General features: G+C 44.0%; 16 protein-coding genes. 6 read left to right on the top strand and 10 right to left on the bottom strand.

Annotated features, from left to right (window positions below):
* Positions 1-61 precede the first annotated feature (61 nt).
* Positions 62-1,126 carry a peptide chain release factor 1 gene (gene prfA, locus AB4Z08_RS07295; RefSeq protein WP_441573072.1) on the bottom strand — a complete coding sequence of 355 codons (1,065 nt, stop codon included), beginning with the start codon at positions 1,124-1,126 and terminating at the stop codon, positions 62-64.
* 99 nt (positions 1,127-1,225) lie between these two features.
* On the opposite strand from prfA, the gene AB4Z08_RS07290 reads away from it, so the two are divergent.
* Positions 1,226-2,371 carry an amidohydrolase family protein gene (locus tag AB4Z08_RS07290; RefSeq protein ID WP_441573071.1) on the top strand — a complete coding sequence of 382 codons (1,146 nt, stop codon included), beginning with the start codon at positions 1,226-1,228 and terminating at the stop codon, positions 2,369-2,371.
* 9 nt (positions 2,372-2,380) lie between these two features.
* Positions 2,381-3,484 carry a mechanosensitive ion channel family protein gene (locus AB4Z08_RS07285; RefSeq protein WP_441573070.1) on the top strand — a complete coding sequence of 368 codons (1,104 nt, stop codon included), beginning with the start codon at positions 2,381-2,383 and terminating at the stop codon, positions 3,482-3,484.
* 137 nt (positions 3,485-3,621) lie between these two features.
* Here AB4Z08_RS07285 and AB4Z08_RS07280 read toward each other — a convergent pair whose 3' ends face one another.
* The 3 genes from AB4Z08_RS07280 to AB4Z08_RS07270 all read right to left on the bottom strand — a co-directional run bounded on the left by AB4Z08_RS07280 (position 3,622) and on the right by AB4Z08_RS07270 (position 5,787).
* Positions 3,622-4,134 (bottom strand): hypothetical protein, encoded by a 513-nt coding sequence (locus tag AB4Z08_RS07280; RefSeq protein ID WP_441573069.1) that lies wholly within the window; start codon positions 4,132-4,134, stop codon positions 3,622-3,624.
* A gap of 10 nt (positions 4,135-4,144) precedes the next feature.
* Positions 4,145-4,663 carry a MerR family transcriptional regulator gene (locus tag AB4Z08_RS07275; RefSeq protein ID WP_441573068.1) on the bottom strand — a complete coding sequence of 173 codons (519 nt, stop codon included), beginning with the start codon at positions 4,661-4,663 and terminating at the stop codon, positions 4,145-4,147.
* Positions 4,664-4,815: 152 nt separating this feature from the next.
* Positions 4,816-5,787, bottom strand: a complete 972-nt coding sequence (locus AB4Z08_RS07270) for a peptidoglycan DD-metalloendopeptidase family protein (RefSeq protein ID WP_441573067.1) — start codon at positions 5,785-5,787, stop codon at positions 4,816-4,818.
* A gap of 353 nt (positions 5,788-6,140) precedes the next feature.
* Between AB4Z08_RS07270 and alaS the strand changes: the two genes are divergently transcribed.
* Together alaS and AB4Z08_RS07260 are read left to right on the top strand one after the other, a co-directional pair.
* Positions 6,141-8,759, top strand: coding sequence for an alanine--tRNA ligase (gene alaS / locus AB4Z08_RS07265; protein WP_441573066.1), 2,619 nt, complete (start codon positions 6,141-6,143; stop codon positions 8,757-8,759).
* Positions 8,760-8,954: 195 nt separating this feature from the next.
* On the top strand, positions 8,955-9,989 hold the full coding sequence (locus AB4Z08_RS07260; protein WP_441573065.1) for a PDZ domain-containing protein: 1,035 nt from the start codon (positions 8,955-8,957) through the stop codon (positions 9,987-9,989).
* A gap of 73 nt (positions 9,990-10,062) precedes the next feature.
* On the opposite strand, the gene AB4Z08_RS07255 is transcribed toward AB4Z08_RS07260, so the two are convergent.
* Positions 10,063-11,445: an aldehyde dehydrogenase gene (locus AB4Z08_RS07255; protein ID WP_441573064.1), complete on the bottom strand. Its 1,383-nt coding sequence runs from the start codon at positions 11,443-11,445 to the stop codon at positions 10,063-10,065.
* 109 nt (positions 11,446-11,554) lie between these two features.
* Between AB4Z08_RS07255 and gatB the strand changes: the two genes are divergently transcribed.
* On the top strand, positions 11,555-13,003 hold the full coding sequence (gatB, locus tag AB4Z08_RS07250; RefSeq protein ID WP_441573063.1) for an Asp-tRNA(Asn)/Glu-tRNA(Gln) amidotransferase subunit GatB: 1,449 nt from the start codon (positions 11,555-11,557) through the stop codon (positions 13,001-13,003).
* 68 nt (positions 13,004-13,071) lie between these two features.
* Positions 13,072-14,229 carry a redoxin domain-containing protein gene (locus AB4Z08_RS07245; RefSeq protein ID WP_441573062.1) on the top strand — a complete coding sequence of 386 codons (1,158 nt, stop codon included), beginning with the start codon at positions 13,072-13,074 and terminating at the stop codon, positions 14,227-14,229.
* Positions 14,230-14,307: 78 nt separating this feature from the next.
* Here the strand turns inward: AB4Z08_RS07245 and AB4Z08_RS07240 are convergent, their stop codons facing one another.
* The 5 genes from AB4Z08_RS07240 to AB4Z08_RS07220 all read right to left on the bottom strand — a co-directional run bounded on the left by AB4Z08_RS07240 (position 14,308) and on the right by AB4Z08_RS07220 (position 25,108).
* Entirely contained in the window at positions 14,308-15,792 is a 1,485-nt protein-coding gene (locus AB4Z08_RS07240) for a RagB/SusD family nutrient uptake outer membrane protein (RefSeq protein WP_441573061.1), read from the bottom strand.
* 11 nt (positions 15,793-15,803) lie between these two features.
* Positions 15,804-18,965, bottom strand: coding sequence for a SusC/RagA family TonB-linked outer membrane protein (locus AB4Z08_RS07235; RefSeq protein WP_441573060.1), 3,162 nt, complete (start codon positions 18,963-18,965; stop codon positions 15,804-15,806).
* A gap of 1,303 nt (positions 18,966-20,268) precedes the next feature.
* A complete protein-coding gene (locus tag AB4Z08_RS07230) occupies positions 20,269-20,538 on the bottom strand; it encodes a hypothetical protein (RefSeq protein WP_441573059.1) in 270 nt (89 codons plus the stop codon).
* A gap of 114 nt (positions 20,539-20,652) precedes the next feature.
* The gene (locus AB4Z08_RS07225; protein WP_441573058.1) at positions 20,653-22,062 is read right to left on the bottom strand and encodes a RagB/SusD family nutrient uptake outer membrane protein; all 1,410 of its coding nucleotides are present in this window, start codon (positions 22,060-22,062) and stop codon (positions 20,653-20,655) included.
* 19 nt (positions 22,063-22,081) lie between these two features.
* Positions 22,082-25,108 carry a SusC/RagA family TonB-linked outer membrane protein gene (locus AB4Z08_RS07220; RefSeq protein ID WP_441573057.1) on the bottom strand — a complete coding sequence of 1,009 codons (3,027 nt, stop codon included), beginning with the start codon at positions 25,106-25,108 and terminating at the stop codon, positions 22,082-22,084.
* Positions 25,109-25,166: the final 58 nt, after the last annotated feature.

Here is a 25,166-nt window from a genome sequence, read left to right as displayed (position 1 = left end):
AGAAAGATAACAGAGAATACATATCCCCCGTATCTTTCCACAACACCCAGTCTTGATGAGACTAGCTTCCCTGTTTCAGTTTCTCCGCGTTTTCAGYAAAAGAAAGGGCATCAATCATATCTTTGATTTCACCATTCATAAAGGCATCCATATTATATACGGTCATACCAATACGGTGATCTGTAACTCGTCCCTGTGGATAGTTGTAGGTACGTATTTTAGCAGACCGGTCACCGGTAGATACCAGGCTCTTACGTTTGGAGGCAATTGCATCTTCATGTTTACGTACCGCTGCTTCATAGATACGGGTACGCAACATTTTCATCGCAATTTCACGGTTGGAGTGCTGGCTGCGGCCTTCCTGACACTCTACTACCACGCCGGTAGGAATATGCGTAAGCCTTACTGCGGATTCCGTTTTATTTACGTGCTGACCACCCGCACCAGAGGAGCGGAAAGTATCCATCTTAATATCTGCTTCACGTACATCCACATCCACTTCTTCTGCTTCCGGTAATACCGCTACTGTGGCAGCAGAGGTATGCACACGGCCGGAGGCTTCCGTAGCCGGAACACGCTGTACACGATGTACGCCTGATTCAAATTTCAGGGTGCCATATACATCATCACCATTTACTTCCAGTACAATTTCCTTGTAACCACCGGCAGAACCGGGGTTTTCACTCAGCAAACTGGTAGACCAACCCTTGAGTTCACAGAAACGGAGATACATACGGAACAAGTCACCCGCAAAAAGACTGGCCTCATCACCACCGGTACCAGCACGGATTTCAAGAATAGCATTCTTTTCATCCTGGGGATCTTTTGGTATCAACAGGTTACGGATATCCTCTTCCAGGACAGTCTTCTGTTCCTGCAGTTCTTCCGTTTCTGCCTTCGCCAGTTCGCGCATTTCATCGTCACCACTGTCCAGCACTTCCTTGTTGAATGCAATATTGTCCAGTAATTTACGGTAGGCGTCATATGCCTTCACGATCTTTTCCAACTGCCGGTATTCCTTGCTCAGCTGACCAAATTTCTTGTTATCACTAACAACAGCCGGGTTGGTGAGCGCCATTGATACCTGCTCGAAACGACCTTTTATAGCTTCCAGTTTGTCTATCATAATTATATTTGACTTTTGAGTATCCTTTCCCAACCGGAAAAAGATACTGCCAATCGGGTTGCAAAATTAACACCATTAACTTAATTAAACAGCAGGTAATTGAAACAGATCAAATTAAAGGGAAAAGATATATTTAATGGTACCCGGCTGCTGGGTCCCGGCAAAGTACTCATTCTTCAGGAAGATGGCGTAGTGGCGGGCATTGTAGCCGAATCAGCAGCAGGGGATTCCGTACAGGAACTGGATGGAGTTTTGTGCCCGGGGTTCATAAACACACATTGTCACCTGGAATTATCACACATGAAAGGGCTAATACCGGAAAAAACCGGGCTACCGTCCTTCCTTACCCAGGTGATGCAATCCAGGAATAACAACACCGGCGACTATAACGCTATCATTGATCAGGCCGAGCAGGCCATGTGGGAGGCTGGTATTTCAGCCATTGGCGACATCTGCAATGGTACTGCCACCCTGGTTAAAAAACAGCAGGGCAGAATGTATTACCACTCCTTTGTAGAGTGTATGGGCGTAGCCGATGCCGGCGCCAATAGCCGCTACCAGTACAGCCTGGATGTATTGGCAGTTTTCCGGGAAATCAACAGTTCCCGCCATCAGTGCTCCATTGTACCACATGCACCCTATTCCGTGAGCCAAACCCTGTTTGAACTATTGGCCGGCACTCCCGCCAACACGCCCGTGTGTATCCATAACCAGGAAACAGCAGCAGAAAATGAACTGTTTCAACAGAAAACCGGCGATTTTCTAAATTTTTACCGTCAGTTCGGGATGGATGTCAGCGGCTTCCAACCTACTGGTACCAATAGCCTGGAAGCTTATCTGCCTTATTTCTCCCAAAATAAAATACTGTTGGTGCACAATACCTTTACGACAGAGCAGGATGTACGGTTCGCGCAGCAACAGCCCCTGGAAACCTGGTGGTGCCTTTGTCCGCAGGCCAATCTGTACATAGAAAACCGTTTACCGGATATTCCGCTGCTCCGGCAGCTGCAATGTAATATTACCCTGGGCACTGACAGCCTGGCTTCTAACCACTCCTTGTCTATTTGGGAAGAAATAAAAACCATCCGTCAGTATTTTCCGGAAATTCCGTTGGCAGAAATACTGCAATGGGCTACTTTTAACGGCGCAAAGGCTCTGGGTATACAGGATACCTATGGCAGTTTTAACACCGGCAGCCAGCCAGGTGTAATATTGATTAACCAGGAAAGCAGGAGAATTATTTAGCTGTAACTTATGAATGAGTTTTTGAACAAAGTCTTTTTAGACAACCCCGTGCAGGATTACCTGATATTGATTGGCGTATTATTATTTGTGCTGATTGTGAAGCGCTATGTATCCAAAGGACTGGCAGCCATCCTGTTCCGGCTGGTGAGACACTGGTCTCCCCAAATCGAAGAAAAGGATTTTGTAAACCTGCTGCTGCGACCGCTGGAGTACTTCCTGTTGCTGACCACCTTCATGCTGACTATCGACAGGTTCACCTTTCCTCGTATCCTGAACGTACACGTATATGGCAAATCCACGCTGCAGAATGTAACTGATACCTTACTGGAGCTGGCCCTGAGCATGAGCATAATCTGGATTGTATTGCGGCTGATCGATTTCATTTCCCTTGTGCTGGAAAAGAAAGCGGATCTGACAGAAGATAAAACCGATAATCAATTCATTATTTTCTTCCGGGATTTTTTCAAGGCCATTGTGTTTATCATGGGAGCTATTGCCTTTATACGCATCCTCTTTGGCCCGGGACTGGTAGAAAAAATCATTGCCGGCCTTGGGATAGGTGCGGCAGCCCTTGCACTCGCAGCCAAAGAAAGTATTGAAAACCTGATAGGCTCTTTCATTATCTTTTTCGACAAGCCGTTCCGTGTAGGCGACAACGTTAAAGTGGACTCCTACCAGGGGGCAGTAGAAAAGATAGGCTTGCGTAGTACACGTATCCGTACGCTGGAGAAAACATTTGTGACGGTTCCCAATAAAAAAATGGTGGACAGTATTCTCGACAACCTTTCTTTGCGCACACAACAACGTGTGGCCTTAAAGCTCGAATTGGGGACAGATACCCCGGCTGATGCGTTGTTGGGATTTTTACAGGATATAAGACAGTCGCTGAAAAGCAATGCTAATGTACTGGAAAACTTTACCGTGAATCTGAACGATTTCACGAAAGATACTTACGTTATCCAGATCGTTTTTAATACCTATATCATTGACGGCACCCAGTATGCGGCGTTAAGGGAAACAGTGAATCTGACAGTGATAAAGCTGTTGGAAGCCCGAAACATTAAATTGCCGACTACCTCTACCAATGTAACGGTAACGGATCAACGGCCATAATTTTTTGTCTTTCCCAGGATTATACAAAAAAAGAATAGCGAAGATGAAAGCATAAGCCTGCTTCTATCTTCGCTATTCTTTTTTAATCTTATAAATCATCTGAATCAGTATAATTCTGATCAAGACAACATGCACATTTACTCCTTATCCTTCTCTTTTTCCTTGGCTTTCTGGCTGCTGCTGAGCAAAATGCGGGACAGGTCAGCTTCTACAGATTCTTTTGGAGAGCCTGTAATACGGCCTTCTTCTTTACCGTCTTTGAGAACGATAATGGTAGGCAATTTCTTCACTTTATAGTCAACAGGAGAATCTGTCTGTAATTTCTGATCGGCAGCAAACATCAGGATTTGATCTTCCGGGCTACCGCCGGTGATCATAATTTTATAGAGTGCAGGCACTACTTCACGACTTGTTTCGTCCCAGGTGCCCATTACCACTACCAAATTGAAGTTGGAGCGGTTTGTTTTAATATAATTGAGCATATTGTCATTGGGCTGATAGCTGTTTACACCCTTGTAGAACCACGTTGTGGAGGTATCATTCATCAGTGTTTTCATATCTATCTTGCCCTTCAATACCTTTCCATTCTGTGCCCATGCCAGGGAAGAGAATAACAGGCCGCCACCCAATAGTAATGTTTTCAATCGCATAATGATGTTTTTATAATTGATCTTTCAGTTCCGTTAAGAAACCCCGTACCTTTAGCAAAGCCTGTACCATTTCAAAATTCCGGGCAGCCAGCTTGTGATCTTCTTTCAGTTTTTGCTTGGCACCTTCTATGGTATATTTTCTTTCGCGTAGTAAATGATAAATTAATTTGAGGTGTTGAATGTCCTCCTGCCGGAAAAGTCGATCGCCTTTTCGGTTCTTCTTGGGTTGCAGTATATCAAACTCATTTTCCCAATAGCGGATAAGCGAAGTATTCACCTTAAACATGGCTGCAACCTCACTGATCGAATAATACTGCTTATCTAGTACCAATTTATCCAATTCCATAATCAGATCCGGGTCCTCCGATAACTCTTTCAATGATTTACGTCCCCGCTTTTTCCCAGGTATGGTGGGTGCTACGGCAGCTTTTTTGCTGCTTGCCTTTACTTTTACTTTAGCTGGCACAGTTACCGCAGCTTCAGCAGGATGCGGTATTCCAGGTGTCGAAAAAAGGTCTAGCTGGTGCATCGTAGTAAAAAACGAGGTGACAAATATCTTTTACGAAGATGAAGTTAAGCTTTTCGCCTTTAGCTTTCCTTTTTTAGATCTCAGAATTTTTAGTTCGGTGCAATTAGTCAGGACATATAACTTACTAAAAGCTAAGGACTAATGGCTCCTGGTTAGTCAAATGACTGGTTTCCTGACCTGGCCATTTTTAACATGCGATCAAACTGTTCCGGGGTGAGATCGTTGAAGAAGAAGTAAACCGGATCTACCTTTTCGCCGTTTTTCATCACCTCATAGTGACAATGCGGCCCGGTAGATTTACCGGTGCTGCCTACCCATCCCAATACATCCCCACGTTTAACTACCTGGCCGGCCTTCACTTTCATACGCAGCATGTGGCCATATAACGTTTTATAACCATATCCATGCCGGATGACCACATGATTACCATAGCCCACATCACTGAGACTGGCCTCTTCTACCACACCATCGCCGGTAGAATAGATCGGCGTACCACTGGGAGCCGCGAAATCAAGCCCCGCATGATATTTCATGGTTTTATAGATAGGATCTATACGATACCCGAAACCGGAGGCAATATGTTTAAGATCTTTATTAGATACGGGTTGTATGGCAGGGATAGACGCCAGCATCTGCTGTTTGTTCTTCACCATCTTATCAATTTCATCATAAGAGGCTTCCTGTGCTTTTACCCGGTTATTCAGTTCTTTCAGCAAAACAGAGGTGGACGCGATGATTTCACTGCTGGCAAAAGATTGCAGCTGAGCAGCTTCTTCATCCCGCTTTACTTTACCCAGGCGGGTACTGTCGGGAATGGGAGAGGCCTCAAAGATTACCCGGTAAATTTCATTGTCACGGTCTTCCAGCTCCGCCAGCTTCCCTTTCACTTCCTTCATACGGCCCTGCAATGCATCGTACCTTTCCTTCATTCCTTCCAGGTCACGGCGGAGTGACTTCTCCTTAGGAGAGTCTACCAGACGATAAGCCACAGACAGAAAGATAGCCCCGGTAACGATTGCCGCAGACACAAACCCCAGTATTCGGAGGATCTTAACCCGCAGAGATACTACGAGTTTCTCGTATTTTAATGTTTGGGTGTTGTAAAAATATTTAACCTTCTTCATGCACCAGGGTATACTTTATGCGCCATAGTGCAGTGAACGCTATGACAGCCGATTTATTTCACGAGGTACAAACTTATGGATGCTATAGTTGGCTTTTCTTTTCCCATTGAACTATTTTTGCCGGGTTACACAACCTGTTTTGCATAATCATACCAGTTTCGATATTTTTGCACTCCCTTTAACACGGCGGGAAAATAAGGCGCACAAACCTACTGTAATTAGATTAAAACATCAACCTTTTGAATGTCAATTTTCTAACTACTTTATAAGGGCTTGAAACACAGTTGCAAGTCCAAAGCAGGATGAAACGCCTTTATAAGATATAAAATACATATTAATTCGTATCAATATTTATGACAGCATCTGAAATAAGACAGCAATTCCTGGACTTTTTTGCGTCAAAAGGGCACCAGATTGTCCCATCTGCCCCTATCGTTATTAAAAACGACCCCACCCTGATGTTCACCAACGCGGGGATGAACCAGTTTAAGGATTACTTCCTTGGCAACCGGGTTCCTCCCAATAAAAGAGTGGTAGATACGCAAAAGTGCCTGCGGGTAAGCGGCAAGCACAACGACCTGGAAGAAGTAGGTATTGATACTTACCACCATACCATGTTTGAAATGCTCGGTAACTGGAGCTTTGGCGACTATTTTAAGAAAGAAGCCATTGCCTGGAGCTGGGAATTACTGACCGAAGTATATAAGATCCCTAAAGACAAGCTCTATGTGACTGTCTTCCAGGGAGATGCCAGCGAAAACTTGCCGAAAGACGAAGAAGCATATAATTTCTGGAAACAACATATCGCAGAAGACCGCATCCTGCTGGGTAACAAAAAGGATAACTTCTGGGAAATGGGCGATACCGGTCCATGTGGCCCTTGCTCTGAGATTCACGTAGATTGCAGAACTGAAGCGGAGAAAAAACTGGTAGACGGCAAAACCCTTGTCAATGCAGATCATCCGCAGGTGATTGAAATATGGAACAACGTATTCATGCAGTTCAACCGCCTGAAAGATAAATCCCTGGAGCCTTTACCAGCACAACACGTAGATACCGGTATGGGACTGGAGCGCCTCGTAAGGGTGTTGCAGAATAAAACCTCCAACTATGATACCGACCTGTTTATGGGCACTATCCATACTACAGAAGAACTCAGCGGCAAAAAATATGCTGGTACCGATGATAAAAAAGATGTGGCCTTCCGCGTTATTGCTGACCACATCCGCGCGATTTCCTTCACCATAGCAGATGGGCAACTGCCATCCAATACCGGTGCAGGATACGTAATCCGCCGTATCCTCCGAAGAGCAGTACGTTATTACTACTCCTTCCTCGATGTGAAAAAGCCACTGCTGCACGACCTGGTGCCTGTACTGGCTGCTCAGTTCTCCCACGTATTCCCCGAGCTGCAGCAACAGGTAGATTTTGTTAAGAAAGTAGTTTTTGAAGAAGAAAATAACTTCCTGCGTACCCTGGAAAGTGGTATCCGCCGGATAGAAGACTTTATCCAACACGCAACCGTTAAGGCCGTAGATGGTAAAACTGCCTTCGAATTATATGATACTTATGGCTTCCCCTACGACCTCACCAGCCTGATTGCTGCAGAAAATGGTTTTTCTGTGGATGAAAAAGGATTTGAGGCTGCGATGAAAGAACAGAAAGACCGCTCCCGCGCCGCTACCGAACTGGATATGGGCGACTGGGTAATACTGGACGAAACTCCTAATTCTGTTTTCGTAGGTTACGAACAACTGGAAAGCACCACTAAACTGCTGAAATACCGTACCGTAAAGGCAAAAGGTAAAGAACAGTTTCAGCTGGTACTGGGACAAACGCCTTTCTACGCTGAAAGCGGCGGACAGGTAGGAGATACCGGTACACTGCATTTTGGAGAAGAAGTGATCCATATAACAGATACCAAGAAAGAAAATAACCTCACCATCCACTTTGCAGATAAATTGCCGGCACAGCCAACAGTTCCTGTAAAAGCAGCCGTAGCCAAAGATAAACGCCATAATACAGAGCGTCATCACTCTGCTACTCACTTACTCCATGCAGCGTTACGGCAGGTACTGGGTACACACGTAGCACAGAAAGGCTCATTGGTAAACGCAGAAGCCCTGCGCTTTGACTTCTCCCATTTCGCGAAAGTAACAGACGAGGAAATGGCGCAGATAGAAGCTATCGTAAATGAGAAAATACGGGAAAACATCCCAGTGGTGATCCGTGAACTGCCTAAGGAAGAAGCGCTAAAACTGGGTGCCATGGCGTTGTTCGGTGAAAAATACGGAGATGTGGTACGTGTAGTAGTAATAGATCCTGCTTATAGCGTAGAGCTTTGCGGGGGTACACATATCAGCTCTACCGGCGAACTGGGTCAGTTTAAATTTGTGTCAGAAGGTGCAGTGGCGGCCGGCGTACGCCGTGTGGAAGCTGTTACCGGTTCCAAAGCAGAAGCTTTCGTAAATGAGCAACTGCTGCAACTGAAAGAAATTAAGGCAGCCCTCAAAAATCCGAAGGAAGTGGTTAAAACAGTGGAAACACTGCTACAGGACAAAGCTTCCCTGGAAAAACAACTCGAAGCACTGGAACTGGAAAAAGTACGTGCACTGGCCGCTACATTACGCCAACAGGCAGAATCCATTAATGGTATTAACTTCCTGGGGCAGATCGTAAACGTTAGCAGCGCAGAAGGATTAAAACAACTTTCCTTCCAGCTGAAAAATGATATCCCGGATCATGTGCTGCTATTTGTAGCCAACATCGGCGGCAAAGCCAGCGTAGCACTCACCATAGACGAAAGTATAGCGGCTGCCAAAGGATTTGAAGCACCTAAATTTATTAAAGAACATATTGCACCGTTGATCAAAGGTGGCGGCGGCGGCCAGAAAACCTTTGCTACTGCAGGCGGACAGGATACAGATAAACTGGATCAGGTAATCGCGGCAGTGAAAAAAGCGATCAGCTAAGGCAAAAAGTTTAAAACATAAGGCATAAAGCTATTGTAGCGAATGATTATGAAGGATAGATATATCCATTGTGATTATTCGCTGCAATAGCTTTTTGCTTTATCCCCCCTGTGCTATTTTAACTTTTTCTTTCCTCCGTCACTCTTTAATTTTGCTGCATTAGCTTAAATTTAGTTAACAAAACGATTCAGCAATATGATCAGGTTACTGCAAATCCTCACACTGGCAGGTATTTCCTGCTTTATTACGGGCGCGGTATCTGCCCAAACAGTCAAGTCCCCCAAAAATCAAATGGGAGAGTTTGATGAAATTATAATCAAGCACAAAAATGATAAAGACAGTAAGGTTACTGTGGAAATCAAGAATGGCGATATCTTCGTGAATGGTAAAAAACTTGATCAATACAGTGATCCCAATCTCTCTGTTTTCCGCAGAAAAATTACACCGCGTGATGGCAATTCCTTCAGCTTCGACAGTGATAACTTCCCTGGTAATTTTGATATGTTCAATGACGATGGCAATGACGGTGAAGATGATACTCCTGCAATAGCTAACAAAGCAATACTGGGCGTGATCACAGAAAAAACAGCGGCGACCGGTGTTACCGTGAAAAGCGTTGCCAAAGGCACTCCTGCAGATAAAGCCGGTATCAAAGAAGGAGATATCATCACCGCTATCGACAAGCAAAAAATTAATGAACCCGCCGAATTGTTTGAAGTCATTGGCAAACATCAGCCAGCAGACAATGTAACAGTGTCGTATATACGCAATTCGAAACCGAACAGTGTGATTGTTACACTGGACAAAAGAAAAGATATGGGTGGTGATAACTGGAGCCTGCTTCCGCCGTCAGGATCACCTAAACCAAGACCACGCACTTTCACTTTTCCGTCCCCGTATCCACGCGGTGAACAAGGCTTTGGCAACGGCTGGTACAAACAGGCAGAAGAAGGTGTAAAACTCGGATTACAGGTACAGGATACCGAAAATGAAGAAGGCGCACAGGTAATTGATATTGCACCGGCATCTCCGGCAGAAAAAGCAGGATTTAAAAAAGATGATATTGTCACGGACCTGGCTGGCAGTGCGGTTAAATCAGCATCAGATCTTTCCAAAGCATACCGGGATAATCGCAACAAAGGAAATATAACGGCTACGGTTAAACGAAATGGACAAACACAATCGCTGGAAATAAAAATACCAAAGAAATTAAATAAAGCAGACTTGTAGTCTTTAATTACGCAACCATACATTTTTATCAATAAAAAAGGACGCTGATACAGCGTCCTTTTTTATTGATAAACTATTTCATTAATAGCTTCATCACTTTCAGCTTATTCTTAAATGGTGGATATTTCGTGGGGACATCCAGCCATGTAGCTGTTTTCAGCATTCCTTTTTCATGTGTAAACGTATCAAAGCTATACTTACCATGATATTTGCCCATACCACTATAACCGGCGCCACCAAAAGGCAATTCAGGATTCGTGAGATGTACCAGCGCATTGTTTACGCAGCCACCACCAAAACGCACCTGTTCTATCAGCATTTTTTCTGTTTTTTTACTTTTCGTAAATACATACAATGCCAGTGGGTAGGGCAGTTTTTTGATCGCCTGTATTGCCTGTGGTAAATCTGTATAGGTAAGAATCGGTAATATAGGACCGAATATTTCGTCCTGCATTACCGGATCGGTCCATTCCACCTCGTCCAGCAGGGTGGGGGCGATGTACAGACTATCACGATTGGTTTGGCCGCCATGTAAAATATGACCTTCCTCCAGGTAGGCAGCCACCGTATCAAAACGTTTACTATTGATGATCCGGGCATAATCGCCGCTGGCTGCGGGATCATCTCCAAAAAATTCTATGATGGCCGCTTTCAGTGCTGTTACCAGTTCTTCTTTTACTTTCTGATGCACCAGCAAATAATCCGGCGCTACACAAGTTTGGCCGGCATTCCAGAACTTTCCCCATACAATACGTTTAGCCGCCACCGTTATATTCACTTTTTCATCCACCACACAAGGTGATTTACCGCCTAACTCCAGTGTTACCGGTGTAAGATGCGGCACTGCCATTTCCATAATCTTTTTACCAACGGGTATACTGCCGGTAAAAAATACATGATCAAAACGGAAGCTCATGAGTAGTGGAATTACTTCGGTACCATCACCTTCTACCACGGTAATATAAGCCGGATCAAAAGTATCCCTGATCAGGTCGGCTACTACCGTGGCCGTGTGTGGAGCCATCTCCGAAGGTTTGATAATGGCACAATTACCCCCCGCAATAGCCCCCAGCAAAGGACTCAGCAGCAACATAAACGGATAGTTCCATGGGCCAATGATCAGCGTGAGCCCCAGTGGTTGCTTGTACACCCGGCTACTGCTGGGGTAGGTCACAAAAGGAGAGGTCACCATTTCCGGCTCCATCCACTGTTTAAGCCCATCGAGTATATAGCTTATTTCTTCATATAAAAATCCTACTTCGCTACCATAAGACTCCATGGGGTGCTTATGCAGATCAGCGTGTAAAGCCGCAATGATTTTCTCCTCATATTTCTGTATTGCCTTTTTTAACCGTTTCAACTGCGTTTTCCGGAAGGCATACGGGAGTGTAGCGCCAGAGTCGAAATACACCTGCTGCGCCTGATAAAGTTGACTTGCCTGGGCCTTACTGATCATAGGGAAGATTTTTTTAATTGTTGCTTATCTCAATTTAGGGATTTATTGGCACCAAATAGCCTGAAATCACGGTATTATTTGAATATATTTGTGGGAATCAGTATGGAATATGAGCGATATATACAGCAAATATGAAACAGTGATAGGGCTGGAAGTGCACGCCCAGCTGCTTACCGAAAGTAAATTATTTTGTAGCGACAGCGCTGCCTTTGGCGGCGCACCTAATACGCATATCAGTCCTATTACGATGGCGCATCCGGGTACTTTGCCCCGAATGAACCGTAAGGCGGCTGAATATGCCATCAAACTGGGACTGGCTTGTCATTGCGAGATTGAAAAAGATAATTATTTCGCCAGAAAGAATTATTTCTACCCGGACCTTCCGAAAGGTTACCAGGTATCTCAGCATACGGCCCCTATTTGTAAAGGTGGCTATATTACAATTATTACCGATGCAGGCACCCGTAATGTGCAGTTAAACCGCATTCACCTCGAAGAAGATGCGGGCAAATTGTTGCACGACCAGGATCTCAATAACAGCTATGTGGATTATAACCGCGCAGGCGTACCATTGGTAGAAATCGTGACGGAGCCGGACATGCACAACAGTGATGAGGCTTATGCTTATCTCACTGAAATGCGCCGCCTGGTACGTTACCTGGGCGTATGTGATGGTAATATGGAAGAAGGTAGTATGCGTTGTGATGCGAACATCTCCGTGCGCCTGAAAGGTACTACCACCTTGGGGACCAAGGTGGAGGTAAAAAATATGAATTCTATCCGCAACGTAAAGCGGGCTATAGATAACGAAGTAAAAAGACAAATAGACCTGATTGAAGCCGGTGGTACCCTGGTACAGGAAACCCGGAGCTTTGACGCGTCTAATGGCAGTTCTTTTTCCCTGCGTTCCAAAGAGGAAGCCAACGACTACCGTTACTTCCCGGAACCGGATCTGGCGCCTTTCCGGCTCACCGATGAATTTATTGCAGGGATCAGGGCTACCTTACCGGCGCTGCCGGAAGAACTGATCCGGAAATATACGGTGGAATTCGGGCTACCGGAATATGATGCCCGCGTGATCTGCGATGATAAGTCTACAGCAGATTATTACGAAAGCCTCATTGCTGTTACGTCTCAGTACAAAGCCGCGGCCAACTGGATGCTGGGCCCTGTTAAGTCCTGGCTGAATGAAAATTCAGTGGAAATCAGCCAGTTTCCGGTAACACCGGCGGCATTGGCATCGCTCATCACCTTAACAGATGCCGGCAAAGTAAGCTTCTCTATCGCCTCTTCCCGCATACTGCCGGAAATGATACAGTCGCCTGCAGATCCGATGGAAATAGCTACCCGGCTCAATTTATTGCAGGACAACAATGCCGACAACATTTCACCTATCATTGATGAAGTGCTGGCAAAATATCCGGATAAAGTAGCCGCTTTTAAAGGTGGTAAAAAAGGCCTGATGTCGCTGTTTGTGGGAGAGGTGATGAAACTCTCCAAAGGCAAAGCAGATCCGCGTCTTACCAACGAATTACTGGCCGAAAAGCTCAAAGGCTGAAAAAGCATTAATGATAATTAACCTATATTGAGTAGCATTGGTCAGATGAATGTTCAAAAAACAACAGCATGAAAAAATACTTATTATGGATTTCCGCCGGTGTTTTTCTGGCAGGATGTGCCGGACAAACGGAGAAAGGTGAGTTTAAAATAGACGGGCACTTTAGTAATCTTCCATTGGGTCCGGTGGTACTGGAAGAACTGACACTGGAAAATGTGAAAGTGGTAGATTCTACCAACATCAAAGATGCCAGTGGAAAGTTTTCACTGAAAGGTATGGTGGCTGAACAGGGCCTGTACCGGATACGCTTTGATAACGGCAAATTCGTATTACTGGCACTCGATGCCGGCGATATGAAAATAGACGGTGATATGGACAAACTGGAAAACATCAAAGTAACCGGTTCTGAACCTACTACCGAACTGCAACAGTTCCTGTCAGATATCAGCAAGCAGTCCATTTCACTTACAGAAGAAATGCGCCAACTGGATAGTCTCCACGGATCATTGCCAGATAGTGTGTTTCAGCCACGTTTGGCTGAGCTCCAGAAAAAAGAAAAGGATTTTGAAAATGGCTTCTTCCTGATGGCTGATAAAACAAAAAATCCTGCCAACGCAGTATTTGCTATCAGCCAGGTAAGAAATGGTGAAGAAATTGTAGCTCACAAACAAGTGATCACCAATCTTACTACGCGTTTCCCTAAGAACACGCTGGTAAAAAGCATGACAGATAAAATCGCTGAACTGCAGAAATCGCAGCAACAAGGTGGTGGCAGTGATGCTGCCGGTGGTGAAGAGCCATCTGCTGTAAAAGTGGGTCAGGTAGCTCCCGACTTTACATTACCGGATCCTGCAGGCAAAATGATCAGTCTGAGTTCTTTCCGCGGCAAATATGTACTCGTGGATTTCTGGGCCAGCTGGTGTGGTCCCTGCCGCCAGGAAAACCCTAACGTAGTAAAAGCTTATCAGCAATACAAAGGCAAAAACTTTACGATACTGGGCGTATCTCTTGATAAAACAAAAGATAAATGGCAACAGGCTATCAAGGAAGACGGACTTGCCTGGAACCATGTAAGTGATCTTAAATTCTGGGATTCTGCAGTAGTGCCTTTGTATGGCATTAATGCTATTCCTACCAACTTCTTACTGGATCCTCAGGGCAAAGTTATTGCCTCCAACCTGAGAGGAGACGCACTGGAAGCGAAGTTAAGAGAGGTACTGAAATAAGGTATTCATCTTCATAAAGAAAGCCTCACTGGAATAATACCAGTGAGGCTTTCTTTTACAGGTAATAGCTTGCAATTATTATGGATTCTGTACAATCTTAGGATTTGCATTTAACTCATCCTGAGGGAACAGCCACTGCCATCTTGCATCACCTACAGGCATCTTCATGATGCTTGCCAGGGAAGGATCATGATTGGCACCACTTCTGTCAAGCGCTTCATTTTTACGTTTCAGATCTAAGAAACGGAAGCCTTCACCCCAAAGTTCCAGACGACGTTGAATAGCAATTTCATCTTTCAGCGCCTGGCCAGTGTTAGTTGATCTTACATAATTAACATCGCGGTTGTTTACCAACGTGTATAATGCATCTGCAGCTGCTCCATCCTTTGACAACTGGGCGTTTGCCTCTGCATCAATCAGGTACATTTCAGCTAAACGCATGTAAGGCACATCTCCCACACTGCTACCAGTTCCTTTAGCAAGAAATTTCTGGTTCATGTAAGGATACCTTATGAAGTTCGGCGCAGGTAACGGATATTTTTTTCCGGTAGAGTCCCACAACTGAGCACGTACATCCGTTGCCGTTAGCTTGGCGTATAGCAATTTATTAATCGCTTTTGGATTACTACGGATATTGGTAGAGCTAAAATTAAAGGACATGTAAGCAAAGAATCCGTTGAATGCGGTGGTCTGGTCATCTGTTGGACGACTCGCCCAGATCCATTCTGCGTTATCACCGTTGTTGAATCCTCTTACATAATCTGTATTACTCATCAGAGAATAGCCGCCTTTCTTGATCACCAGTTCCGCATTGGCAGCAGCATTCGTCCAATCCTGCATAGTTAATGCAACACGTGCTTTAAGTCCCCATACCACAGTAGAATCAAAGTGAGATTTAGCTCCTGAAGTACGCGCATAACCACTCAGGTTCGTTAACGCGTCGTTCAGGTCTTTGTTTACCTGCGTATATACTTCTTCTACCGATACTCTTGGCTGTGCCTCAATAGTAAACTTAGTCAATACCGGTATACCATCCTGACTGTTAGGTTTCGTAGTAGCATCATAACGTTTGGCAAATAACTGTACCAATTGAAAATGTGCCCATGCTCTATAGGTCAAAGCCTCACCTTTGATGGCTCTCTTATCAGCATCACTACCGGGAATACCATCTATCTTTTCAATGATTTTGTTAGCATTTGCGATGATCCTGTAATAGAAGTAATAAACAAACTTCAGATGGGCGGCGCTGGTATTACGGTGTGTAACCCATTGGTAGTTGGCAACAAACCAGTTATTACCTGCGCTGGTCATCACGAGATCATCTCCCATCATATCTGCATCGATCATAACGGTAGACTGACCGGTTTGGTCCTGGCTATCATAGTCCTTATACATTGCCCTGTGAATACCGTTCAAAGCAGCCCATGCGCCCTTCATGTCAACAAACACAATGCCTTCCTCCACTGATTCGGTAGGAGCAGTATTGAGATAATCTTTTTTGCAGGATGTCAGCGACACGCCGGATACTGCAAAAGCAATGAATATATAAAGTATCCTTTTCATTCTTTCAAATTTTAGAGTGTAATGTTCAATCCTGCACTGATGATACGCGCTGGCATATATACATTCGAGGTAACACCGGTAAACGCCTGTGCAACGTTCATTCCTTTACGAGCAGTGAAGAGTGCGAGGTTTTCGCCGCTCAGGTATACGTTGGCGGCACGCACGTGTGCTCTTTGCGCAAAAGCATCCGGAACGTTATAGCCCAATTTAACTGACCTTAAATTCAGGAAAGAAGCACTGGTTAACCAACGATCCGAAGTAGCAGCATTGAAGTTGGAAGTCTGGCTCTGATCCATACGTGGTACGTCTGTGATATCACCAGGTTTCTGCCAGCGTTTCAGTGCATCTGTATGTAAAGCAGCACCATAGCTACCGGAACTCATTAACGAAGCATAAGTTTGATCGTATACTTTACCACCTAACTGGAAGGATACCAGGAAGGAAAGCTGGAATTGTTTATAGTTGAAAGTATTGGTGATGCTACCAAATAAGTCTGGAATAGCGCTACCTGCGTAGTGATACTTAGCATTATTGATATTGGTAGTTACTGTATCACCATTTTTCAGGGCGCGAACGCCAGCACCGCTGGTATTGTTGGCAACATACAATGCAGCACCATCAGTAGGATCTACGCCATACCAGTCACGTAACCAGTAGTCATACATAGAGTGACCAACAGACAACTTTTTAGTACCGCTGATAATTTCAGCTTGCGGCAATTTAGTGATCACGTTTTTGAAGGAACTCAGGTTCAGATCTACTGTCCAACCGAAATCTTTCTTGCGGAAAACTTCACCTGTTAACTGCAGTTCTACTCCTTTGTTCACCATAGTACCCACGTTCACTGTTTTAGTAGAAATACCGCTGGAAAGTGGTAATGGCAGATCGAACAACAGGTTATCTGATCTACGGTTGAAATATTCCACGCTACCAGATAATCTGTTATCCAGTATTGCAAAGTCAACACCTACGTCAAAGCTTTTATTAGCTTCCCATTGAATCTGAGGGTTACCTAATTTAGTGAAGAATACGCCTGGCTCCAGCGCATTATTGAAGCCCAGCTTATACAGTGTCTGCCATGCGTAGTAGATCGGAGTTACTACCCCATTGCCATCTACCTCAATTACGGCATCATTACCCGCAGTACCGTAAGAAGATCTCAGTTTCAGCATATTAACCCAGGTAGCGCTATGCATAAAGTCTTCTTTATCGATACGCCATCCTGCACCAACGGAGTAGAAGTTACCCCAACGATTGTCTGTGTAAAACCGGGAGGTTCCATCACGACGGACAGATGCAGAAACAAAATATTTCTCATTATAATCGTAGTTAATACGGGAGAAATAACCTTCAGTTCTGTATTGTCTTTTATAAGAATACAGGTTGTTAGTGGTAGTGAAGTTATACAGCTCAGAGTTACCGAGGATGATCTGTGACTGACGTTCTCCATAGAGCTGGTTCGCAGTCTGATCATAATTTTCGTGACCTACTAATACACCCAGGGTATGAGCACCAAAGGTTTTGTTGTAGTTCAATAACTGGTTCAAAGTATAGCTGGTAGTTTGTGTACTGGTACGGGCACCGAGACCTATTGGCGCACCATCACCCACCACCGTATTCCAATAAACATTGCTTCTGGTGTTGGTAATGTCTACACTCAGATTGGTAGTGAATTTAAAATCTTTCAGGAAAGTTATTTCACCAAAAGTTCTACCACTGAGAACATTGCGGGTGAAAGAATTATCATTCAACAGGTTTTCACCCACGGTATTACGACCGGGAGAGGCATTGGAACCACGAGAACCTCCCACATCAAAAATCTTGTTGCCATCTTTATCCAATACGTAAGCACCGGTTGCATCGTGTTGATATACCGGGTAAATTGGTCCGATATTACGTGCAAAGAAGATAGGGTTTACGTAAGAAGTGCTGCTGGTAACATCTGTTTGATTTGATTTCACAAAAGTACCTGACAAGTTAACCCCCGTTTTAAACCAGTTCGTAGCCTGTGTGTTTACGTTAATACGAGCACTGATACGTTGAAAATCGGAATTGATTACATAACCTTTATCGCTCAGGTAGTTCAGTGATGCGAAATAATCCGTTTTATCCGTTCCACCGCTGTAATTCATACCATATTCGCCACGGGCGCCGCCACGGGTAACTGCTTTTTCCCAATCCAGATCGTCCGGATAGAGCAATTTGGCATTAGGATTCAGTATACCATTGGTGTCAACAATTGCATTATCAGCTACGTTAAACGGATTGTATCCCAACATATCTTTGATGCTTTTCGCACCAGCCACAAGTCCGGAAGCACGTTTGTTTGCAACATCCCTTGCTGTACCATTAGTCACCAACGCATTACGTTGTGCTTCCCACAACATCGGATAATATTGCTGTGCATTTAATCTGCTATATTCTGGAATACCACGGGAGTTAAAGCCCTGTATAGCAGTTACCTGCAGCTGATTACGTCCATTTTTACCTTTTTTGGTAGTCACAATGACCACACCGTTGGCTGCGCGGGAACCATAAAGAGAAGAAGAAGACGCATCTTTCAGCACAGAAATGCTTTCGATATCAGCTACGTTCAAGCTGCTCAGGTTACCGGAGTAAGGTACTCCATCCACTACATACAAAGGATCGCTGGAAGCATTGATAGATCCAAATCCACGGATGCGGATAGCTGGTCCGTCACCTGGCTGACCACTTCCTGCATTTGTTTGAATACCGGGAGCAGCTCCATCCAATGCACTCGCAACGTTGGAAATTGCCCTGGTAGCAAATTTTTTGCTGTCAATTTGTGTAGTAGCGCTGGTATTAGATCCCTTTTTAGTGGTACCATAAGCGACCACAACTATTTCACTAAGCGCTTTCTCATCAGTACCCAGCTTAACATCAATGTTGCTTTTACCGGAAGTAGCTACTTCCTTTGAACCAAAACCAACAAATGTAAACTCAAGCACCGGGTTACCCTCTACATTCAAAGAGAACTTACCCTCTAAATTAGTAGTGGTACCAGTATTGGTATTTTTAATTTTTACGGTTACACCAGTCAAAGGTGCGCCGTCTTTGGCATCAGTCACCTTACCGATGATAGGTCGCGTTTGCGCGTGCGCCTGGATAACGCTGATAGCCGCAATAAGCAAGAGCAGCAATGCTTTCTTCATAAGCGATTTAGATTTTAAAATACAACTACAACAAAAGGGTCCATTACAGGCATGGCAATGCTATTAGGCATCCTACCTTTATTCTAACAATACGTATATACGAAATAACAAACTCCACGCGTGCAAACAACGTAGCGGCTAACAGCACAATACTGCACAGTACAGCAAATGTTATCTCAAAAGCAATTCAAAAACCAAATAACAAGCTAGCATATTGCAGCACAAGCGCGCAGCAACAAACAATTAATTTCTACCATTAAACATTGTAATCGAAAACATTTCAAAAAGTAATGCGCTCAATACCCCGAATAAATTCCGATGCCGAAATAGGTTCTGGTTTACAAGTTGTTTAGATCCCTAATTTAAAATGGAAAAAGTCGTTGTAACTAGTTCCTCAGTAAGCAATAATTCTCTCTATATAAGCTCAATAAAAGTTAAATTCAGTTTATCATGTTGTAACATAGAATATTTCTATGCGGCTCCGATTTTGGTTCATCAAAATTTTTCATGATGAGCGCAAATATAAATGAAAGAGACCCGTCAGGAAATAACACCTTCGTAGTATAGTTGATATCCATTAAAATAGCCCGGGAATAATCCCGAACTATTTCGTTGTATTCAGATTTCGGTTGACAAAAATTACTACTGCGGTTATTACGCATTTTCAATGCCGGATTAGAAAATACTTCTGCCAATGGCTATCATTTAATCCTGGCCACAATATATTATTAGGTATCCTACCTTTATTTTCAGATAATATGTATATATGAAATAACAAATGCCAATGCAAGATAAGCTACCAATGGACTTACAAAAACCATATTACTCATAAGCAATGAAAAATAACAAGTTGGTTTAGTTGGTATACAGCATAGGCCAGCAATTTTTCCACACAACATCGTAAGCGAAGTTTATATTGAACAGGACACCTGACAAATACTTTCAGAACGTAAGCTCCCCTCAGAATAAATTACGGCTTGGCAAGTGTCAGATCTTTAAAAAAAGAAAACTTCTGTAACTCGTCTTCCATAAGCAGAAAACCTCTCTGTAAGCTCAAATTAAAACACGTCAATACATCATGTATATTTCCCGACAATCCATTGTAAATCCAGATTTTGGCACTTCAAATTTTCATGATGGGGGCAAATGTAACCAAAGAAGCCTATCTAAAAATAACACATTCGTGTTATGAAACAAATTCTACAAAAGCTATTTGAAAAAGGTAGTGCCCCGAACATATCTTATCCTTCAGGCACTACATTTTTCAAATAGCCGCTTCTTAAATTCCGTGTATTCGTCATCGTTAATTTTTGATAGTATACGTCACCTGAATACTGGTACCAGGATAACTGGTAGCATCCGGGCCATATCCTTTTCCACCGGGAATACCGCTGAATATGGGCACGACTAATTCACTATTCATGTAAACATCTGTGCCAACCTCAAAGGTGGTACCGTTATGCATCGTATCCAGCTTAGCGCCCAAAAGTGCTGCCAGCTGCCGGGGAGATCCGTTGTCTGCATTAATTTTGTAAGATCCATCACCGGCAGTACGCTGAACACACCAGTACACAAAAGCAGCGTATCCTAAACTTTTTTTTCTTCTTTTGACACGGACACGCCCAAACGAAAGAAGGGAATACCGGATGGCATTCCCTTCTTTAATATTTAAATAACGATCAATTATTTATTGACCATATCCTGCATTTTGCTCAATCGGATTGGTATTGATTTCCGTTTGAGGAATAGGACAGATAGCAATAGATGAGGTAGCACTGATAGTGCATGGCGCCGTTATTTCCAGCAGACTATGACAGAAATTGCGGACAACATCTTTACCATTTCTGAGGAGATCAAAATAACGGTGACCTTCAAACATAAATTCGTTTCTGCTTTCAGCTAATACATAATCCAGTACATCTTTATCAGCGATACCGGACAACTCACCTCCTCCCGTAATTCTTTGCGCTCTAAGGATATTCAGATTACTGATAGCATTGGCGGATTGATTCAGGTGCGCATATGCTTCCGCGCGAATCAGGTACATTTCCGCCAAACGGAGGATCTTAGGGCTATGCATACCTGCGATACCATCCTGTCCTGAAAATTTCAGGTTAGTTCTTTCACCTGTGCTGCCGTCAGAAAATACGCCAATAAACATTTTTCTGTTATCGGTGCTGCCTACTGTATTGTACAGATCAGGAGATACGCGGACATCACCATACCCTGGCTTCAGGTATATTTTACCAATATTATCTGAACCAAAATCTTCAGCGGTACCAACATATCTCAGTGTAAAGATTTCCTCCTGAGTGCCAGGAGTACTATAAAATGTTGCCAGATCACTTGGGCTAGCCAACGAAAAACCGGCATTAATAACGTTGGTAGCTTCAGTGATAGCTGCCTGGTCATCACCTTTTGCAAGATAAACCCTGGCTAGCAATGCTGATGCTGCATACTGACTTGCGCGGTATTTGCTTTTAATACCAACGTTTACCAATAATTTTTTCGATTCAGTCAGATCTGCAATGATCTGTGTATACACCTGCGCTACAGTACTGCGGGGTGTTTGCGCCAGTTCAAATTTCAATTTGAGTGGCACACCAGCCTGACTCCCGTTGGTGTTGCGGTAAGGTTTTGCAAACATATTTACCAGATCAGAATATGCTAATGCCCGGATAAACAAAGCTTCCCCTTTAGCAACATTCTTCACTTCCTGATCACCTGCTACAGAATCCACGCTGTTAATAACGTTATTAGCGCCCAGGATAGCTTTATAAGCCGTTTTCCACAGATTCTCTACATCCACATCCTGCACGTTGTATTCACGCTTAAAACTGGATATAAAACGGTTACTGTTTTTTGCTGCCAGGTATACGTTATCGCCGCTCACTTCGGTCATCACCCAATAGTTACGACCATAATATTCTGTCTGCTGTAATGCATCGTATGTACCGGTCAGGGCAGACTGCACGGCAGGTAAATCACCTAAGGCATCGCCTATGTCCAATTGGTTGTTTGGTTTCACATCCAGCTTACCAGAACAAGCCTGTAACAGGGCAGCTGCTGCAAATATTCCTATGATATATTTTTTCATGCTGATTATCCTTTTAAAATTACAATGTGATATCTACACCAAAGCTCACGCTCTTGTTAACCGGATACTTAAAGAACTCATATCCATCATATCCGATTTCCGGATCCACACCTGAGTAGTTAGTAATAGTCCACAGGTTAGCTCCTTGTACGTATACGCGGATACCCTGTATCTTGGCGGCTTTCAACATGTATGAAGGCAGGTTGTAACCTAAAGTAACATTACGTAATCTGATGTAGGAACCATCTTCCAGGTAACGGCTGGAGGCTGCGTTGGAGGATTTATTACCACCAATTACAGGTTTAGGACGATCGGCCTTTTGACCTGGAGTAGTCCAGTAATTCTCTCCTGCTTCTACGTTGTAGTTCCATCCAAAGCGTCCGCCATCTGCATCACCATATCTCTTTGTACCGTTAAAGATTTCGTTACCCTGAGATACATAGAAGAATGCAGACAGAGAGAAGCCTTTATAGTTAACAGTATTGTTGAAGCCCATAGTGAACTTTGGCATGGTGTTACCAAAAGTTTTATAAGATGCTTTGTTGATATCGTTGGTTGTTTTACCATCAGCGGTATACCACAATGGATCACCATTAGCAGGATCCACACCAGCCCATTCTCTCAGGTACCAGGTATAAGCCGGCAGTCCTTCTTTCAGGATAGTGTTGGTGTAAGCGGTTTCTTCAAAATCTTTAAAGTTATTGATCGGCTCATGGTTATTCAGCTTCAATACCTTGTTGCGGTTCATTGCAAAAGTTACATCTGTAGTCCAGGTAACTTCTTTTGATTGAATATTTACAGAAGATACCGTTGCTTCAATACCACGGTTTCTGATAGCACCTACGTTTGCTGGCCGCTGGAAAATACCGGTAGACAATGGAATAGGCACATTCATCAACAGATCATCACTCTTCTTATTATAAACATCTACGGAAACAGTCAGCCTGTCTTTCAGGAAGCCCATATCCAAACCAATGTTGGTATTGGTACTCTTTTCCCAGGTCAGGTCAGGATTACCGATGCTGTTCAGATATCCACCTGGTGCACCGTTGTAGGCAACGTTGTATTTGTACAATGCCATCCACGCATAGTTGCCAAAATTGGCATTACCGGAAGTACCATAGCTGGCTCTCAGTTTCAGGTTGGAGAAAATATTCTGAGACTTCATAAAGTTTTCGTCTATTACGCGCCAGGAAGCACCCAAGGCATAGAAAGTACCATACCTGTTATTAGGGCTGAAACGGCTGCTACCATCTCTTCTGATGGAACCTGTCAGGTAATACTTGTTGTTATAAGTATAGTTTAACTGACCCAGGTAAGAAACGAAACGATAATCGTAAGAATCGCCGGTTACTGACTGCGGCGTGGAAGTAGCGTCCAGTACTTTCAGTTTACCGTTAGCCAAACCAATACCTGATGCGTTGAAACCATCAAAGTGAGTAGGCACGTATTCCATCATCGCCAGGTAATCAAACTGGCTTTTTTCACCAATGTTGAAGTTACCAGAGAGAGATGTTTGTGAAGTGATCGTTCTGTTGGTTTGACTTGCTTCCAGTACGCTTCCGCTTTTGGAACCATCTTCAGAATTAAATCCGTCTGCAGTTGTTGGATCCTGGAAAGACTTCTGACGGGCCATGATCATATCAGCAGAGATATTCTGTGAGAATTTTAACCAGTCAAATATGCGGTAGTTCAGGAACATTTTACCCAAACCACGGAAGTTGTAGTTGTTATTGGTATTCAATGGAACAGAATACAGGAAGTTATCTCCGGTAGGAGAATTCGCCCATGCATCTTCCAGCCCCGTGTATAGCTTACCATTTGGCTGGTATGGGTTCAACATAGGTGAGTTGGCAAAACTTGCGAGCAAAGGGCTGCTGTAACGGTTACCTGCACCAGCGTTATTAGCATCGCTGTAAGACAGATTCAGGTTCATACCGATATCCAGACGGTCGTTTACTTTATGTTGGATGTTAGATACTACTGAGTAACGTTTCAGACCCGAGTAAATCAGGGCTCCATCCTGGCTGAAGTAAGCACCGGACAGGTAGTATTTGGTTTTATCGTTTCCTCCGCTGGAAGAAATCTGATAGTTCTGCGTACGTCCATTCTGGAAGGCAGCGTCTCTCCAGTCAAACATATGATTCAGCAAAGAATCCGGCAGTTGCTCTTTGATTTCTGCTTCTGACGCACCACCTAAGCGCAACAGGTCTTTTTCATAATTAAAAGCCTGCTCACCATTCATTTGCTTCCATTTACCGAAGCTGGGAGAAGTGAAACCGTATTGTGCCTTAAAGTTAACGTTGGAGGTACCGGCTTTACCTTTTTTAGTGGTGATAACGATTACACCGTTACTACCTCTTGAACCATACAACCCGGTAGCAGATGCGTCTTTCAACACATTCACGCTTTCAATGTCATTAGGATTCAGGTTAGCCATGATATCACTGCTCTGTGTCTGGTTATCATAATTGAACTGGCCATTATTCACGATAATACCATCAATTACGTACAGAGGGCCTGCACCAGCACTTAGTGAACCGATACCGCGGATAGTTACTTTCTGAACAGACCCGGGTTGTCCTGAACCGGAAGCAGATACCACACCAGGTGCGCGACCTTGCAGGATCTGGTTTACATCCGGCATAGGTACGTTCTCAATTTGTTTGGAACTTACTTCTGCAATGGAACTCACCATTTTCTTACGGTCTACCTGCGTATAACCTGTCACCACTACTTCGCTCAGTTGCTTGTTGTCGGTTTCCAGGCTCACGTTGATGACTTCTTTGTTTGCAGGAAGTTCCTTTACCAGGTATCCTATAAAAGAGAAAGACAGGACCGCATTGCCGTTGTCTACTGTAATTTTGTAAGAACCATCCGGAGAGGACATAGTGCCCTTGTTGGTTCCCTTGATCTGAATGGTTGCGCCAGGTATAGGCGAACCGTCTTTACCATCGGTAACTCTCCCTGTTACTGTGCGACTTTGCGCATAGACCTGCCCGCCCAGAAATAGCACGGACAAGAGGAGAAATAACACTTTCCTCATAAGCATGATTTTGTTGTTTCCTTAACCTTAAAAAATAAAAATCCACATCAAGGCTATA

This window comes from Chitinophaga sp. RAB17 (assembly GCF_052114225.1).
Lineage (GTDB): Bacteria > Bacteroidota > Bacteroidia > Chitinophagales > Chitinophagaceae > Chitinophaga.
Note: the sequence above shows the minus strand (reverse complement) of the source record. Positions and strands in the feature narration are given on the sequence as shown.